The organism is Janthinobacterium agaricidamnosum NBRC 102515 = DSM 9628, from assembly GCF_000723165.1.
GTDB lineage: Bacteria > Pseudomonadota > Gammaproteobacteria > Burkholderiales > Burkholderiaceae_D > Janthinobacterium > Janthinobacterium agaricidamnosum.
In genome coordinates, this window is sequence record NZ_HG322949.1 from 1,558,206 (window position 1) to 1,574,231 (window position 16,026).

The 16,026-nt window shown below is 59.0% G+C and carries 11 protein-coding genes; 8 read left to right on the top strand and 3 right to left on the bottom strand.

The annotated features are described in order from the left end of the window. Positions 1 to 45: 45 nt before the first annotated feature. Together GJA_RS26015 and ppc are read right to left on the bottom strand one after the other, a co-directional pair. Positions 46 to 2,226 (bottom strand): PAS domain-containing sensor histidine kinase, encoded by a 2,181-nt coding sequence (locus GJA_RS26015; protein WP_061301623.1) that lies wholly within the window; start codon positions 2,224 to 2,226, stop codon positions 46 to 48. Between the two features lie 163 nt (positions 2,227 to 2,389). Then, entirely contained in the window at positions 2,390 to 5,233 is a 2,844-nt protein-coding gene (gene ppc / locus GJA_RS06625; protein ID WP_038490159.1) for a phosphoenolpyruvate carboxylase, read from the bottom strand. 208 nt (positions 5,234 to 5,441) lie between these two features. Here ppc and hemC point away from each other — a divergent pair, with 208 nt between their 5' ends. The 8 genes from hemC (at position 5,442) to GJA_RS06665 (ending at position 14,105) form a co-directional block, all read left to right on the top strand. Next, on the top strand, positions 5,442 to 6,422 hold the full coding sequence (gene hemC, locus GJA_RS06630; RefSeq protein WP_038490162.1) for a hydroxymethylbilane synthase: 981 nt from the start codon (positions 5,442 to 5,444) through the stop codon (positions 6,420 to 6,422). Next, a complete protein-coding gene (locus GJA_RS06635; RefSeq protein ID WP_038490165.1) occupies positions 6,415 to 7,221 on the top strand; it encodes a uroporphyrinogen-III synthase in 807 nt (268 codons plus the stop codon). The genes hemC and GJA_RS06635 overlap by 8 nt, the downstream gene beginning before the upstream one ends. Beyond that, positions 7,218 to 8,384 (top strand): uroporphyrinogen-III C-methyltransferase, encoded by a 1,167-nt coding sequence (locus GJA_RS06640; protein ID WP_038490167.1) that lies wholly within the window; start codon positions 7,218 to 7,220, stop codon positions 8,382 to 8,384. The genes GJA_RS06635 and GJA_RS06640 overlap by 4 nt, the downstream gene beginning before the upstream one ends. Positions 8,385 to 8,389: 5 nt before the next feature. Further along, positions 8,390 to 9,586: a heme biosynthesis protein HemY gene (locus GJA_RS06645; RefSeq protein WP_038490170.1), complete on the top strand. Its 1,197-nt coding sequence runs from the start codon at positions 8,390 to 8,392 to the stop codon at positions 9,584 to 9,586. A 139-nt stretch (positions 9,587 to 9,725) separates the two neighbouring features. Then, the gene (ppa, locus tag GJA_RS06650) at positions 9,726 to 10,268 is read left to right on the top strand and encodes an inorganic diphosphatase (protein ID WP_038490173.1); all 543 of its coding nucleotides are present in this window, start codon (positions 9,726 to 9,728) and stop codon (positions 10,266 to 10,268) included. 260 nt (positions 10,269 to 10,528) lie between these two features. Next, positions 10,529 to 12,931 (top strand): UvrD-helicase domain-containing protein, encoded by a 2,403-nt coding sequence (locus GJA_RS06655; RefSeq protein WP_038490176.1) that lies wholly within the window; start codon positions 10,529 to 10,531, stop codon positions 12,929 to 12,931. A 153-nt stretch (positions 12,932 to 13,084) separates the two neighbouring features. Beyond that, positions 13,085 to 13,735, top strand: coding sequence for an HdeD family acid-resistance protein (locus GJA_RS06660; protein WP_242404465.1), 651 nt, complete (start codon positions 13,085 to 13,087; stop codon positions 13,733 to 13,735). A 37-nt stretch (positions 13,736 to 13,772) separates the two neighbouring features. Then, the gene (locus tag GJA_RS06665) at positions 13,773 to 14,105 is read left to right on the top strand and encodes a DUF5335 family protein (RefSeq protein ID WP_038490179.1); all 333 of its coding nucleotides are present in this window, start codon (positions 13,773 to 13,775) and stop codon (positions 14,103 to 14,105) included. A 701-nt stretch (positions 14,106 to 14,806) separates the two neighbouring features. Here the strand turns inward: GJA_RS06665 and GJA_RS06670 are convergent. Continuing rightward, positions 14,807 to 16,021, bottom strand: coding sequence for a GNAT family N-acetyltransferase (locus GJA_RS06670; RefSeq protein WP_081905271.1), 1,215 nt, complete (start codon positions 16,019 to 16,021; stop codon positions 14,807 to 14,809). Positions 16,022 to 16,026: the final 5 nt, after the last annotated feature.

Genomic DNA, 16,026 nt, shown 5'->3' on the forward strand with positions numbered 1-16,026 from the left:
GATCGCCGCATCGATGCGCTGCCCGGTGCGAGGCGCCAGGCCGTTTCAGTGCGGCTGCTGCCGGAATACCGGCAGCAAGATCGACAAGATGGTGCCGTCGCCCTGGCGGCTGTCGATCACCAGTTCGCCGCCGAAGGCGTTGATGCGTTCGCGTATGCTTTTCAAGCCATACGAGGCCGCCTTGCGCTGGTCGTCCGGCTGCATGCCGATGCCGTTGTCGGCAATCACGATGGCGATGTTGCTGGCATTGATGTTCAGCGATACCTCGACCTTGCTGGCCTGGGCGTGGCGCATGATGTTGCTCAGCGATTCTTGCACCACGCGGAAGATCGCCAGCGTCAGGCGCTGGTCGAGGCTGGCGCTGGCGCTGTCGTCCAGGATCGCCAGACGGCAACGCAGCGAGCTGCGCTGCTCCATCTGGCGCAGCAGCCATTCGATGGCGGGGCTCAAACCCAGTTCCAGTGTGCTGGGATGCAAGTCGTTAATAATGGTGCGCACCGACTTGATGGTGGCGTCGATGGTGTCGAGCGCGCGCTGCACTTGCCGGTTCAGGCGCGGATGGCTGTCGGTGGTGCGCGCATGCAGCATCGACACGTCGATTTTCAGGGCCATCAGGTTTTGTCCCAGGTCGTCGTGGATATCGCGCGCGATGCGGCGGCGTTCGTCTTCCTTGATGCTTTCCTGGTGCGCCGACAATTCGCGCAGCTGGATCACCGATTGCTGCAGCGCCTCTTCATTGCGGGTGCGGTCGGTGATGTCGATGCCCATCGCGATCAGCATCAGCGGCGCGCCGGACTTGTCGTAGATCGGCTTCTTGTAGGTCTGCACCAGGCGGTTTTCTTGCAGCTGTTTATTCCACACCAGTTCTTCGCGCACCAGCAAGCGCCGGCTGGCAAACGCGGCGCGGTCATTGGCCCAGAAGACCTGCATCTGTTCGGGTGGGAAATGCAGCGCCTCGCGTTTGCCGCTGAGGTCGACAAAACTGACGCCCCACTGCTGCTCGCAGGCGTCATTCATCAGCATGATGTTGGAGTCGGCGTCTTTCAGGAACAAGGCCAGCGGCATCATCGAAATGATTTCCTGCAAGCGTTCTTCGCTTTGCGCCAGCGCCTGCTCGGTATCCTTGCGCACCTCGATTTCCGCCCGCAAATGATTATTGGCGTCGAGCAGTTCGGCGGTGCGCAGGCGGATGCGATTTTCCAGTTCGGCGTGGGCGATCGCCAGCGCCTGTTCGGTCAGTTTGCGCTCGGTAATGTCGGTGGCCATCACCAGCTCGCCGCTGATGGCGCCGTATTCGTCATACAGCAGGCGTCCGCCGATGATGACCCAGGCCAGCGTGCCGTCCTGGCGCCGGTATTCCAGGTCGCGCATCGGGCTCAGCGCGGCCTGGCGCTGGAGCGGCGACACCCGCAGCAGCGTGGCTTTATCGAAGAAATCGCTGGCCAGCCGCCCTGGCAATTCGGCCGCCGGCAGGCCGAGAATGTCGCCCATGCGGCGGTTGGCCAGCAGTACCCGGCCCTGCGCGTCGGTCAGCCAGATGCCTTCGTGGGCGGTGTCGACGATTTGGCGGTAGCGCGTTTCGCTCATTTGCAGCAACTGGTGGGCGGCCTTGCGCGAAATCGTCACGTTGCGGATCTTGAGCAGGAAATAGGCGCTGGCTAACGCCAGGCTCAGCAGCAACACGGCGAGGTTGTAGCGTAATTGCCGGCCTTGTTTGCTTTCATTGTATTTCAGGTGGGTCAAGCCTTCGCGTTCATTGTCGATGATTTGTTCGATCATCCAATTGGCTTGTTCCAGGTAGGCGGTGGTGCTGAGGTGCAGTTCGCTGTCGTGATCGGAGTAGGTGGAGCCGGGCTGCTGGAGTTGCAACTGGTGGTGGATATGGTTTTTCAGGCGCAGCAGCTGGGCGTGGCTTTCCGGTAAATCGGTGGCCAGCCAACTGCCTTCCGCGAGCCGCTGGTCGAGCAGCGCCAGTCTGGCGTCGCGGCGTTTCAGGCTGGACGGGCCCGGATGGTTCAGGTAGTGGTGCTGTTCGCTTTCGGTGCGGTACAGCTCGGCACGCACTTGTTCCAGCCAGGAGACCCGTTCATGCAAGTGATCGACTTGCAGGCCGGCCCGTTTGGACAAGGCCGTATCGTGCCAGACCAGCGCCGCAAGCATGGTCAGCAGCGTCAAGACGATACCGACGCCAACCAGGCTCAATGTTTCAATGGACCATTTCCGCATCAACTTTCCAATAGAGCTATCGCATGCGCTCATGTGATAGCGCTATAGAAGCCCTATTGTAATGCGAGTAATGCGAGTTTTGTCACTTTGAGTTTCTTTTTGAGTAATAAAAAACGGCGGAACCGTCAGGTTCCGCCGTGGCGGTAATACGCGGCGGCGATCGTCAGCCGGTATTGCGCAAGCCCGCCGCGACGCCGTTGATCGACAATTGAATGCCGCGATGGACCCGCTCATCGACCCTGGCTTCGGCCGACAGCGCGCGGTGGCGCTTGATCAGTTCGACCTGCAAGTGATTCAGCGGATCGAGATAGGCGAAGCGGTTCATGATCGAGCGCGCCAGCAGCGGATTGCCGGCCAGCCGTTCGGTATTGCCGGTGATCAGCTCCAGGCACTGGATGGTCGCGCCATGCTCGTCGGTGATGCGCTTGAAGATACGTTCGCGCAATTCACTATCGCTGACCAGCTCCGCGTAGCGCGACGCGATCGCCAGGTCGGTCTTGGCCAGCACCATGTCCATATTCGACAGCAGCGTGGCGAAGAACGGCCAGTCGCGGTACATCGCGCGCAGCGTGGCGATCTTGTCGTCTTTCGAGGCGCCGTGCTTGCCATCCTCGGCGTTGATCCAGCTGCCGATGGCGCTGCCGAAACCGTACCAGCCGGGCAGCAGCAAGCGGCACTGGCCCCACGAAAAGCCCCACGGAATCGCGCGCAAGTCTTCGATGCGCTTGTTCGCCTTGCGCGAGGCCGGCCGCGAACCGAGGTTCAGCTCGGCGATTTCGGCCAGCGGCGTGGCGGCGAAAAAATACTCGGTGAAACCCGGGGTTTCATACACCAGGTCGCGGTAGGCGTGATACGCGAGGTCGGACAATTGCGCCATCGTCGCCTCGAACAGCGCCAGTTGCCGGCCGGGTCCTGATTCGGACTGGCTCGGCATCAGGCTCGCTTCCAGCGTCGCGGCGACCAGCAACTCCAGGTTGCGGCGGCCGATGTCGGCGTTGGAAAACTTGGAGGCGATGATTTCACCCTGTTCGGTCAGGCGGATCTGGCCGTTGACCGTGCCGCGCGGCTGCGCCAGGATCGCTTCATAGCTCGGGCCGCCGCCGCGGCCGACGGTGCCGCCGCGGCCATGGAACAGGCGCAGCTTGACGCCGGCCTTGTTGAAGTCGTCGACCAGGCCGATTTCAGCCTTGTACAATTCCCAGTTGGAGGTCAGGAAACCGCCGTCCTTGTTGGAGTCGGAATAACCGAGCATGACTTCCTGCAATTGGCCTTGCTTGGCGATCAATTGTTTTACTTGTGGCAGGGCCATGAAGCGGCCCATGATGTCGGCCGCGCGCTGCAAGTCGGGGATGGTTTCGAACAGCGGGATCACCATCAGGTCGCTCTCGCTGTCGCCGCTGGCCCAGTCGGTGCGCAGCAAGCCGGTTTCTTTTTGCAGCAGCATCACTTCCAGCAGGTCGGACACGGTTTCGGTGTGCGAAATGATGTAGTTGCGGATTGCCCGGTCGCCATAACGCTGGCGGATTTCCTTGGCCGCGCGCAAGATCGATAATTCCGAATCGCTTTCCTCGCTGTAAGTGATGTACGGCGAATACAGCAAGCGCGGCTGGGCCAGTTCGGACAGCAGCAACTGTTCCTTCTGCGCTTCGCCGAGGGCCGAATAATCGCTTTCGACGGCGCTCTTGGCGAACAGCTCGGCCAGTACCCGCTCATGGATGTCGGAGGTCTGGCGCATGTCCAGCGAGGCCAGGTGGAAGCCGAAAATGTCGGCCGCGCGTTTCAGCGTGGCCAGGCGCGGCTTGACCAGCGCGGCGCCATGGTTGTCTTGCAGCGACGTGACCAGCACTTGCAGGTCGGCCGAGAATTCGCCGGCGGCCTGGTAGGGCGCGGCGGCGCCGACTTCCTTGCGCAGGATATTGGTCGCGCCGAGGAAGCGCGCGGTGGCGGCCAGCCGGGCATAGATGCCGATCAGCGCGCGCCGGTACGGTTCGTCGCTGCGGTGCGGCGAGGCGTCCGGCGACTGGTCGGCCAGCGCCTGCAACGCCGGATCGACGCCGATCATCAGCGTCGAGATCGACAATTCGGCGCCCAGCGCATGCACTTCCTCCAGGTAAAAGTCGAGGATGGTGGTGGCGTGGCGCGCCAGCGCGTGCTGCATGGTGCCGGCGTTGACGTTCGGGTTGCCGTCGCGGTCGCCGCCGATCCAGCTGCCCATCTGCACCGACGAGGCGTCGATCTTTTCTTCTCCGCCATTGTCTGACGGATACTGGCTGGCGATGTCGGCTTCGATATCGTCGTACAGGCCCGGCAATTCGCGCAAGAAGGTGATGCGGTAATACGACAGCGCGTTTTCGATTTCATCGCTGACGGTCAGCTTGGAATAGCGCAGCATGCGGGTTTGCCACAGCGTGGCGATGCGCGCATGCAGCATTTGCAGGTTGGCGATGCGCTCTTTCGGCGTCAGCGGCAAGTCGCGCTCGGCCAGCAGGCGCGCGATGTCGTGTTCCGCGTCGAGGATGCTCTTGCGCTGCACTTCGGTCGGATGGGCCGTCAGCACCGGCGAAATCAGCGCTTCCTTGAAGAAGGTGTCGACCGTCTCCTTCGACACGCCGGCATGCTTGAGCTTGCATAGCGCATAATTGACGCTGCCTTGCTGGGCTGGCGAGCCGGCCAGCAAATGGGCGCGGCGGCGGCGGATGTGGTGCTGGTCCTCGGCGATATTGGCCAGATGGGAAAAGTAGGAAAAGGCGCGCACCACCGAAATGGTTTGTTCACGCGACAATTGTTTCAGCAAGCCATCGAGTTCTTCCGCGGCGCTGGCGTCGGCTTCGCGGCGGAAGCGCACGGCGGTCTGGCGTATGGTTTCGACCACGGCAAACACCGCGTCGCCTTCCTGGTCGCGCAGCACGTCGCCGAGCAGGCGGCCGAGCAGGCGGATGTCTTCTTTGAGCGGAGCGTCTTTGTCCGAGCCCGTTTGAACGTCTGTTGCACTAGCTTCTTTTACCATAATGAATGAACGAAAGAATGAGATTAAGTGGTGCAAAGGCTTTTGGCCGCAGTCTGCAAAGGAGTCGCATGATAAAATTTGTGATCTTGATCAAGCGCGAATAACTGGTTTTTACCGGTCAGGTTTCATTAGCAATGATTAACAGCGAATTAACAGCGAATTAATAGCCACAACGACAGCGAAAGAACTTGTTTTGAACTCATCCGAATTGACGCAAAATATTCCATCCAGATTGGTAATCGCCTCCCGTGAAAGCCGGCTTGCCATGTGGCAAGCTGAACATGTACGCGACCGCTTGGCTTTATTATATCCTCAGTGCAGCGTCGAGATTCTCGGCATGACCACCCGCGGCGATCAAATCCTCGACCGTACCCTGTCCAAGGTCGGCGGCAAGGGATTGTTTGTCAAGGAACTGGAAGTGGCGATGGCCGATGGCCGCGCCGACCTGGCCGTGCATTGCCTGAAGGATTTGCCGATGGATTTGCCGGAAGGTTACAGCCTGGCCGCCATCCTCGACCGCGAAGACCCGCGCGACGCGCTGGTCTGCAACGATTATCCATCGCTGGACGCGCTGCCGCCCGGCGCGGTGGTCGGCACCAGCAGCCTGCGCCGCCAGGCGCTGGTCGCGGCGCGTTATCCGCACCTGGAAATCCGTCCGCTGCGCGGCAACCTCGACACCCGGCTGGGCAAGCTGGACCGTGGCGATTACGCCGCCATCATCCTGGCCGCGGCCGGCTTGAACCGGCTCGGCCTGGCGCACCGCATCCGCGCCTTGCTCGATCCCGAGTACAGCCTGCCGGCCGCCGGCCAGGGCACGCTGGCGATTGAAATCATGGGCGAACGGCATGATGGCGTCGACCTGATGCGCCTGCTGGCGCCGCTGAACCACAGCGCCACCGCAGTGGTGTCGCTGGCCGAACGCAAGGTGTCGCGCATCTTCGGCGGCAGTTGCCAGATTCCGCTGGCGGCCTACGCCACGCTGGACGGCGCCACGCTGCGCCTGCGCGCGCTGGTTGCCACGCCGGATGGCCAGCGCATCGCCACTGCCGACGTCAGCGGCCCGGCCGATGCGCCGGAAGCGCTGGGCGAACAAGCCGCCGCCGTGCTGCGCGCGCAGGACGCGGCCGGCATCCTGCTGTCGTGCGCGGTGCAGCCGGACCAGCACGAGGGATTGACGCCGCATGGCTGATACCGTGGTGATCACGCGGCCGCTGGCCCAGGCCGGGCCGCTGGCCGAACGGGTCGCCGCGCTGGGACGTCCGGTATGCATCTTGCCGCTGCTGGAAATCGAGGCGCTGGACGACCAGGCCGGATTGAAAACCGCGCTGGCCGGGCTGGCCGGTTACGACCTGGTGGCCTTCGTGTCGCCGAATGCGATCGACGCCGCGTTTGCCCACATCCGGTCATGGCCGGCCGGCCTGAAACTGGCCGTGCTGGGCGAGGGCAGCCGGCTGGCGCTGGCCGCGCATGGCGTCACGCCGGACAATACCGACATCATCAGCCCGTTCGACGCGGCGCACAGCGATTCGGAACACTTGCTGATGACGCTGGACCTGGACAGCTTGCGCGGCAGCAAGGTGCTGATCGTGCGCGGCGAAAGCGGCCGCGAACTGATGGCCGACGGCTTGCGCCAGGCCGGCGCCGCAGTCACCTTCATCGCCGCCTACCGGCGCCGCGTGCCGCCGCTGACTCCCGCCTTGCAAGCGACGCTGCTCGGCTTGTTGCAGCGCGAAAACGACTGGATCATCACCAGCTCGGAAGCGTTGCGCGGTTTGCGCGGTTTGCTGCAAGAAATTGACGCTAGTGCAGCGGGACGGCCGCGGAATGGCGCACCGCAAGAAACTGCTGTTGCGAAAATGCAACAGCAGCATTTGATCATCCCGCACGCCCGGATTGCCCAGACCGCCAAGGAATTGGGTTTTACCCGCCTGACCCTGACCGGATCAGGCGACGAACGTGTGCTGGCCGCGTTACAATCACGACCATGAACGACATGCCTACATTATCCGACCCTGGCGCCAATCCGAACGCCGCCGCGCATAGCGCGGCGGCGGCGGACAGCGCCGTCAAAATTTCACCGCCGGCCGGCCTGGCGCCGCCCAGCCTGCTCGACACGCTGCAAAAGCCGATGTCGGTCGCCGTCATCATCCTGGCCGTGCTGCTGGGCCTGCAAACCTGGAGCAGCAGCAGGAAAATCAGCAACCTGCGCGAAGAAGTCGCCAAGCGCCTGCAAAAAGGCGATGTCAGCAATGCCGAAACCGGCACGCTGGCGCGCGGCGTGGTGGAAGCCAACAAGGAATTGCAAATCAAGGTAGGCGCGCTGGAAAGCCGCCAGTCCGAGGCGCAAAGCCAGCAAATGGCGCTGGAACAACTGTATAACGATTTGTCGAAAAACCGCGACGAATGGGCGCTGACCGAGATCGAGCAAGTGCTGTCGACCGCCAGCCAGCAATTGCAATTGGCCGGCAACGTGCCGGGCGCGCTGATCGCGCTGCAAAACGCCGACCGCAGCCTGTCGCGTTCCGACAAGCCGCAATTCATCACGATACGCCGCGCCATCGGCCGCGACACGGAAAAACTGAAAGCGTTGCCGAGCGTCGATTCGACCGGCGTCGCCTTGCGCCTCGATGCGGTGATCGGGCAAATCGACTTGCTGCCGATGTTGTCGGATGAAAAGCCCAGCGTGCCGGCCGCGCCGCTGCGTCCGGCCAGGGCCAAGGCCGCGGCCAAGGGCGCGCTGGTCGGGCCGGAACCGGACGCCGGCAATCCCTTCCTGCTGAAATTGCAAGACATCTGGCATAGCTGGAGCAGCGAAATGTGGATCGATGTGCGCCAGTTGATCCGCATCCGCAGCGTCGATACGCCGGATGCGCTGATGTTGTCGCCGAGCCAGTCGTATTTTCTGCGAGAAAACATCAAGCTGCGCCTGCTGAATGCGCGCATGGCCTTGCTGTCGCGCAATGAAACCGCGTTCCGCAGCGACTTGATCGCGGCCCAGGATGCGCTGGTGAAGTATTTCGACACCCGCGCCAAGTCGACCCAGACCGCGCAAGCCTTGCTGCGTCAAGTGCAGGCAAGCAATCTGGCGATCGACATGCCCACTTTGTCGGACAGCCTGAGCGCTGTGCGCAACTATAAAGCGAAGCCTTAAGCCCCATGCGTCTATTTCTCTGGTTACTCGCCCTGATGGCCGCGGCCATCGGCATCGCCGTCACGGCGCGTTTCAATCCCGGCAACGTGGTGCTGTTTTACCCGCCGTACCGGATGGACTTGTCGCTCAATTTCTTCCTGGTGTTGCAGGTGCTGCTGTTCCTGCTGCTGTACCTGGCGATCCGGGCGTTCCGCACCACCATGAAAATGCCGGGCCGGGTGGCCGCCTATCGCCAACGCAAGCGTGAACGCGATGGCAACAAGGGTTTGCGCGACGCCTTGAAGGCGCTGTTCGAAGGCCGCTTCGGGCATGCCGAAAAAGCCGCCTTGCGCGCCGCCGACTTGCCGGAAAACGCCGGCCTGGCCGCGCTGATCGGCGCCCGCGCCGCACACCGCATGCGCCAGTCGGAGCGCCGCGACAGCTGGCTGGCGCGGGTCAACGACGATGCCGCGCTGAAAACCGCACGCCTGATGACGGTCACCGAATTGCTGGTCGACGACCATCAGCCGGAAGCGGCGCTGGCGGCGGTGGAAGAATTGAACGCCAGCGGCACGCGTCACATCCACGCCTTGCAATGGTCGCTGAAAGCGCAGCAGCAAGCGAAGAACTGGCCGGAAGTGCTGCGCCTGGTGCGCACGCTGGACAAGCACCGCGCGCTGCATCCGGCGCTGTCGGCGCGGCTGCGCGAGCTGGCCTACGACGATTTGCTGTCCGACACCACCCATGACGCCGAATCGGTGATGCGGGTCTGGTCGACCATACCGAGCGTGGATCGTCTGAAACCCTACATCGCGTGCCGCGCCGCGACCGCGCTGAACGCCCGTGGCTTGCACGACGAAGCCCGTCTGGTGGCCGAAGAGGCGCTGGCCGCCGACTGGGACGACCGGGTGGTGCGGGCCTACCGCGAAGCGGCCGCTCCGGCCGGTTCGCCGGCGCTGCTGGCGCAAATCGAACATTGCGAACAATGGCTGCGGCAGCGTCCGACCGACGCCGAACTGGCGCTGACGCTCGGTTCGCTGTGCCTGAAACAAAAACTGTGGGGCAAGGCCCAGCGCCACCTGGAGCAGGCCTTGTCCGACGCCAGCGATTCGCGCATGGTGCGCGAAGCCCATTTGAAACTGGCGCAAATGCACGACGCGTTGCAACAGCAGCAAGAGGCCGCCGCCCATTATCGGCAGTGCGCCTTAGCAACAATTCTGTAAGCCGGTTGCTGCCAGACCGCTGCCAGGCCCGTTTTTCGACAGAAAAACGGGCCTTTTTACTTGCTGCGACGCACAAGTTACCATTGCTTCACTATATAATGACGCCGTTAAAACACTGTCCGCATATTGAGGAAATACCATGAGTTTGAATAAAGTCTCATCCGGTCGCGACCTGCCGAACGATTTCAACGTGATCATCGAAATCCCGATGAATGCCGATCCGATCAAATATGAAGTCGACAAGGAAAGCGGCGCGATCTTCGTCGACCGCTTCATGGGCACCGCGATGCACTATCCGTGCAACTACGGTTACGTGCCGAACACCCTGTCGCCGGACGGCGACCCGGTCGACGTGCTGGTGATCACCCCGTTCCCGCTGTTCCCGGGCGTGGTGGTGCGCTGCCGTCCTATCGGCGTGCTGAAAATGACCGACGAATCCGGTGAAGACGCCAAAGTGCTGGCCGTGCCGGTCGATAAGGTATTGTCGATCTACAGCCACTGGCAAAAACCGGAAGACTTGAACGAACTGCGTTTGCGCCAGATCCAGCATTTCTTCGAGCACTACAAAGACCTGGAAAAAGGCAAATGGGTCAAGATCGACGGCTGGCATGGTCCGGAAGCGGCGAAAGCTGAAATCCTGAACGGTGTTGCCGCTTATCAAAAAGAAACCGAAGCTTCCTGATCGGCGCGGCCAGCACGCCGCAACTGCATCGAAAGACGCATCCTGTCGTGAGACCGGGTGCGTTTTTTTTCGTCTTGAATGGTCATCGCATGGAGTGAGTCAGTGTGCTGCGGATGACCTTGACTTGAGCTTCAGAAACTTGCTTGAATATATGCTCAGTGATTCAAATTATTTTAAATAATTGCCATACGTCATGTAATGTAATGTATTGTTTTGGTAATTTTTTTTCGCTTGCTTGAGCGGGGTTTTGAGAGTGAATAATGGTGAAAGTAATTTGGCGTGCAATTCTGAGTTTGTTGGGTTTTAAAAATTTTGGTCTTCCTCAGCGTGGCGCAGCTAGCCCCGCCTCCGTTCCGAAACGGGAAAAGGCTGCCGATGATACGCTAGCGGCGCCGCTGGCTGCCGCTTCAGTGCAGAAACAGTTATATGAGGGCCGGGGTTTTCAAGTCGCTGAACATCATGTCGAACTGGCGCGCCAGTTGATGTTTTCCAAGCACGATGGCGTCTTGAAAGGCCCTACGTCTAAACAGCAAGAAGTAATTTTTAGTCATTCAGCAGCGGCATCGGTAATTGCCGGCGCCGGTTCCGGGAAGTCCACCACGCTGGTTAATCGGGTGCTGTTCTTGAAGAAATACCTGGAAGTACCATTTGAAAATATGTCAGTGTTCACCTTTACCCGTAAATCGCGTAAAGACTTTATAGAAAAATTACTGGAAGAAGCTCCGCGTTGGAATGTCGCGCTTAATGAAAAAAAAGCTGCGCAAATAGTGCGAACTTTTCACTCCAAGGCGCTGGAAATGATGCGCGGTTTGTTGCGCAGCGATGAAGGTATTTTTGAATTCCAGGGAAAGGCGCAGCCGCTTGCGGCAAAAAACAATGATATGGCCGCCACGCCGGCTGACACGGACCTGAGTGCCATTGAAGACCGCGCCAATGATATTGAGGGCTTTGTCGCACTGGACGAAAGCGCCGAGCAGGCTGAAATCCTGAAGGAAAGCTACGTTAAATGTTATCAATATGATGAAAATTTCAGGCAAGCTGTGGCAACCTTGTTTGAATACACGATCGCCACGCCGCGCTTGGAAAGTGAAAATGCCAAATATCAGGAAAAATTATCATTCCTGCACAATATGAGCCAGCGCGATGCGGATTTGTGCACGCACCTTGAAGAAAAATGGACGGCACAAGGAAGTTGGCCGATTACCGGCGTAGCAAGCGTGACGGAACGTGGCACACGCTATCCTCTCTCCGTCATGGGGGCCCAGTTCTTTGCCAATGGTTATATCGCCGCGCTGGATATTTATGTCGTGCTGGGACGTTACGACGGTATTTCCATCGACGTTGTGGGTAAAACCAAATTGAAACCCGCTTACAATGTCAGCGATAAACGGTTGATTTTGTTGACCGCTTGCCCGGAAAAAATCCGCTTTATCAATAGCGCCCAGGATGCCGCGAAATTGCAAACTCAGCTGGAGTTGCACAGTATCGGACCAGGTCTGGCGGCGCCGTCGATCGACATCCGTCTGCCCGGGGAGGTGAGCGCAAGACCGGTCTTTTCCGCCTTGTACAATTTTGGCGTATTTGCCGAAAATCTCGGACTGGCGCCGCAGGCTTTGGTCTCGCAACTTGCCGGCAACGCGCTTGGCAAAGCCGAGTCGGCATCTATTTATGCGGTCAGCAAGTTTTTCGGCCAGTTTTATCGGGATCTCGAGGCCAGGAATCTGCTTACATTCAACCAGATATTTTCCCGTTTAGGCCAGGGCAGTGCCGACCTCGCAAAGGTTGGCGCAGGTGCGCTGGTTGGAATGAAACATTTGATGATCGATGAGTTCCAGGATATTTCACCGTTGATAGTGAAGTTCATACACGGCCTGCATGGCGAGTTGCACAGAAAGTCGGACGGTGGACAAAAACCGACACTTATGTGTGTCGGGGACGACTGGCAATCGATCTACGGCTGGCGCGGAAGTTCTCCGCATTTTTTCTTGAATTTCCCCGCGTTTTTCCCCGGCGCTACGGCCCAGCCGATCTTGCTTCAGGAAAATTTCAGGTCTTCGCAAAACATTATCGACAGCGGCGAGTCGTTTATTCGGTTAGTGAGCAAGAAGAGTTTGAAGCATGGCATCGCCAGTAATTCTGCGGTGAAAGCTCTGCCATTCAAGGTTTTATCTGTAGAGAAATTTCAAGCAAAGGATATTGAGCATGCATTGAAAGCGATCTTGCAGTCAATGGAGCCGCATGAAAAAGTATATTTGCTCGCATCCAAGCATGATGAACTGAAGCCGTACGACAAACTGAGCGACAAAAAACTTACTAAAACCACTTTTCATCAAAGCAAGGGACTGGAAGCTGACTTTGTGATTCTTGTCGGTGCGCCCAAGTATTTCGGTGCGAATAATCTTAAGAACCATCTTTACAGCTTGGCCCGATTCCCGCAAACATTTGATCTTGCCCAGCAAGATGAGGCCTTGCGCGTGGCTTACGTGGCGGCGACCCGCGCCAAGAAGTTGTGCATCTGGTTTGCCGAGCCGGGCAGCGGTAGCGTGATGGGCAAGGTGGCGGCGGATGGAAAGTGCCGCCAATCGATGGAAGTTCAGGCTGTCGTGCCGTATATCAATGAGTGCTTGAATGAGCTGCGCGCTGACAATCTGATTGAAAGCTAAGCGGCTGGGTGCGAGTGTGGCTGGACGGTGCTTTTCAGTTGCATGATTTCGCACAAACTCCAGTCGGGTAGCTCGCTCATCGTTGAACCTTGAATTCGTTTTTGCACTCTGACTTTACATGTCAGGCTTGCCCGCCTGTTTCAGGAGGTGATGATGAGTTCAAGTGCTATCCATATGCTGATGCGCTCCTGGTGGATACTGGCGCTGCGCGGCCTGGTCGCGGTGCTGTTCGGCATCGCGGCGCTGGCCTTGCCTGCGGTAACCCTGCTGTCGCTGATCGCCGTCTTCGCCGTGTATGCCTTGCTGGCTGGCACGGTGTCGGTGGTGGGCGCGCTCGGCAACCGCCAGCGTTCCGACGACTGGTGGATATTGCTGGCGCTGGGCGTGTGCAGTCTGGTCGCCGGGGTGCTGGCGGCGATGTATCCGGCGCTGACCGGGCTGGCGCTGGTGCTGGTGATCGGCATCAATGCGCTGGTCACCGGCGCGCTCGACATCGTGCTGGCGCTGCGGCTGCGCAAGGCGATGCGCGGCGAATCGCTGCTGATCGTCAGCGCGGCCGTGTCGCTGCTGTTCGGATTCCTGGTGCTGGCTTATCCCGCGGCCGGCGCGCTGGTGCTGGTGTGGCTGATCGGTGGCTATGCCTTGCTGACCGGCGCGCTGTACCTGGTGCTGGCTTACCGCGTGTATCGCGGCAATGCCCGCCGGCCGAGGCTGGTGGCAGACCTGATGCAGGGCGGCGCCAGGAAAGGCGTCGAACGCAGGGTCGCCGAACGGCGCACCAGCGGCAAGCCGGCCGGATCTTGACGGCCCGCCCTGTCACTCTCTCCGAAAGGGAATCGCCATGGCGATATTCAAACTGGAAAAAAACGACTGGCACGCTTATTTCGAGCGCATCGCCAAGGTCTTGATGGGCAAGTCGGCCGAGCTGGAAGTCGACGCGCTCAGTATCGGCAGCCAGCTCCAGGCGCGCTGGGCGCCGCTGATGGGCATCGTCTACGATCCGCGCAGCGATATCCTGGCGGTGATGCTGGAAGGGCTGGACCACATGATACGCCACCCGCAAACGATTTTCGTCGACATGCAGGGCGATGTGCTGAACAGCCTGGACGTCAACGACGCCGACAATTTCCGCCACATCATCAAGCTGCGCGACCCCTTGCCGCTGCCGCCTTGAGGGCACTTCGACAAACCTACTGCGCAGCTCACTTCCGGGCCTGCGTTGCTCGCTGACTCGGCGTCCCCGTACCTCCGTACAGCTGCGCTACCCGCCCCGGAATTGAGCTTGCTCGCTACGGTTTTTCGAGGTGCCCTCGACAACTAAATGATGTTATTCTTTCAAATATGGCTATATGATTCAGTATTATTATTATTATTATTATGAAAGTAATTTCATTGTGATCGAATAGTTCTCATGAGTAGATCTTTTAAGAATATTTTTTTATAATATTGATGTATATGCCTTCATTTTCTGAAGGCATATTTACTCATTAAATCTTACGCCAGTGTGCAGGATTTTTCTTGTCGCTGAGAGTGCGTACGCGAGCCACATGCAAAGGGTTATTGGGATAATTCCCTTCGGCCCATTTGATGGCAGCGTCTTGGGTTGCGGCCGTGTGGAGTGGTGTGTCAGTATGCGCTGGTCTAACAGTATAACTTCCCGTATCGGTTTGGTTTACAAAGAGACTATTGCTCATGATATTCCTTTGTGGTTATGAAGTACTGGTTTATTCCAGTTCTTTCAACTGAATTTATATTTCAGAAATGCTAACTTTGAGGCAATTTTTTTTAATTCAATGGTTTTTTTGATTAAATCATCTTGCCGGGGAAAATATTTCCATAAAGTATTTTTTGAAATATAAATCATGAGACTGATTTTTATGAGCGTAATAAATTCGAAATACCTGAATTTTCGCTTATCTTTTTCTGTTCGTAGTCAATCGGGTTTATTTTTTCTCGGTAGTTGCGAAACGGGCTGTGGTCGTTCAATTCATCGAGATAGGCGTCGATGCCGCCGCTCTCGCGCTGCAGGAAGCGTTCGACCGCATCGGAAAACGACGGGTGGGCCAGCCAATGCACCGACCAGGTCTTTTGCGGCAAGAAGCCGCGCGCCATCTTGTGTTCGCCCTGCGCGCCGCCTTCGAAGGTGGCGATTTTTTGCCGGATGCAAAATTCCAGCGGCTGGTAATACGCTGTTTCAAAATGCAGGCAGGGCACATGTTCCAGCGCGCCCCAATAGCGGCCGAACAGCGTGTCGTCGGTATGGATCACCATCGATGACGCGATCGCCTGGCCATCGCGCTCGGCGATCACCAGTAAGATGTTCTGCGGCATTGTTTCACCGATGCGCAAAAAGAATTCCAGGCTCAGGTATGGCGTGGAACGGTGTTCGGCATAGGTGTTCGCATAACAGCGGTGAAATAGTTGCCAGTCGGCCCGGGTCGCGTCGCTGCCGCGCACCTGGCGCATCAGCACGCCAGCCTCGGCCACCTTGCGCCGTTCGGCGCGGATATTCTTGCGTTTTTTGTGTTCGAGCGTGGCCAGGAATTCATCGAAATCGCGGTAGCCCGGATTGAGCCAATGAAATTGCACGCCGCTGCGCAGCATGAAACCCGCTTGCTGCAATTGCAGTGCTTCTTGCTCTGGCGGGAACAGGATGTGGGTCGACGACAGCCCGGCGCCTTGTTGTTGGGCGCATAAAAAATCAATCAGCGCGGCCCGCGCCGCCGCATCGGACGCCAGCAGGCGGTTGCCGCTGACCGGCGTGAATGGCACTGCCGACAGCAGTTTCGGGTAATATTCCAATCCATGTTGCCGATAAGCATCGGCCCAAGCCCAGTCGAACACATATTCGCCATAGGAGTGCGACTTGACGTACAGCGGCATCGCCGCGGCCAGCGTATCGCCTTGCCACAAGGCCAGGTATTGCGGCTGCCAGCCGGTATCCGGCGCGGCGCAGGCCGATTCATGCAGGGCGTGCAAAAACGCGTAAGACAAGAAAGGATTGCGATTGGCTTGCTGCGATAATAATCCGGTCCAGGCCGGTTCGCCAATTTCAGCCAAAGAAGAAACGATACCCGTGCGATAATTCATTTTTT

What these genes read in the sequence shown, in the direction of transcription:
- GJA_RS26015 (WP_061301623.1), bottom strand. Translation starts at nt 2,226, where the DNA reads ATGCGGAAATGGTCCATTGAAACATTGAGCCTGGTTGGCGTCGGTATC.
- GJA_RS06665 (WP_038490179.1), top strand. Translation starts at nt 13,773, where the DNA reads ATGGCGATATTCAAACTGGAAAAAAACGACTGGCACGCTTATTTCGAG.
- ppc (WP_038490159.1), bottom strand. Translation starts at nt 5,233, where the DNA reads ATGGTAAAAGAAGCTAGTGCAACAGACGTTCAAACGGGCTCGGACAAA.
- GJA_RS06660 (WP_242404465.1), top strand. Translation starts at nt 13,085, where the DNA reads ATGAGTTCAAGTGCTATCCATATGCTGATGCGCTCCTGGTGGATACTG.
- GJA_RS06670 (WP_081905271.1), bottom strand. Translation starts at nt 16,021, where the DNA reads ATGAATTATCGCACGGGTATCGTTTCTTCTTTGGCTGAAATTGGCGAA.
- GJA_RS06655 (WP_038490176.1), top strand. Translation starts at nt 10,529, where the DNA reads ATGGTGAAAGTAATTTGGCGTGCAATTCTGAGTTTGTTGGGTTTTAAA.
- GJA_RS06635 (WP_038490165.1), top strand. Translation starts at nt 6,415, where the DNA reads ATGGCTGATACCGTGGTGATCACGCGGCCGCTGGCCCAGGCCGGGCCG.
- GJA_RS06640 (WP_038490167.1), top strand. Translation starts at nt 7,218, where the DNA reads ATGAACGACATGCCTACATTATCCGACCCTGGCGCCAATCCGAACGCC.
- ppa (WP_038490173.1), top strand. Translation starts at nt 9,726, where the DNA reads ATGAGTTTGAATAAAGTCTCATCCGGTCGCGACCTGCCGAACGATTTC.
- GJA_RS06645 (WP_038490170.1), top strand. Translation starts at nt 8,390, where the DNA reads ATGCGTCTATTTCTCTGGTTACTCGCCCTGATGGCCGCGGCCATCGGC.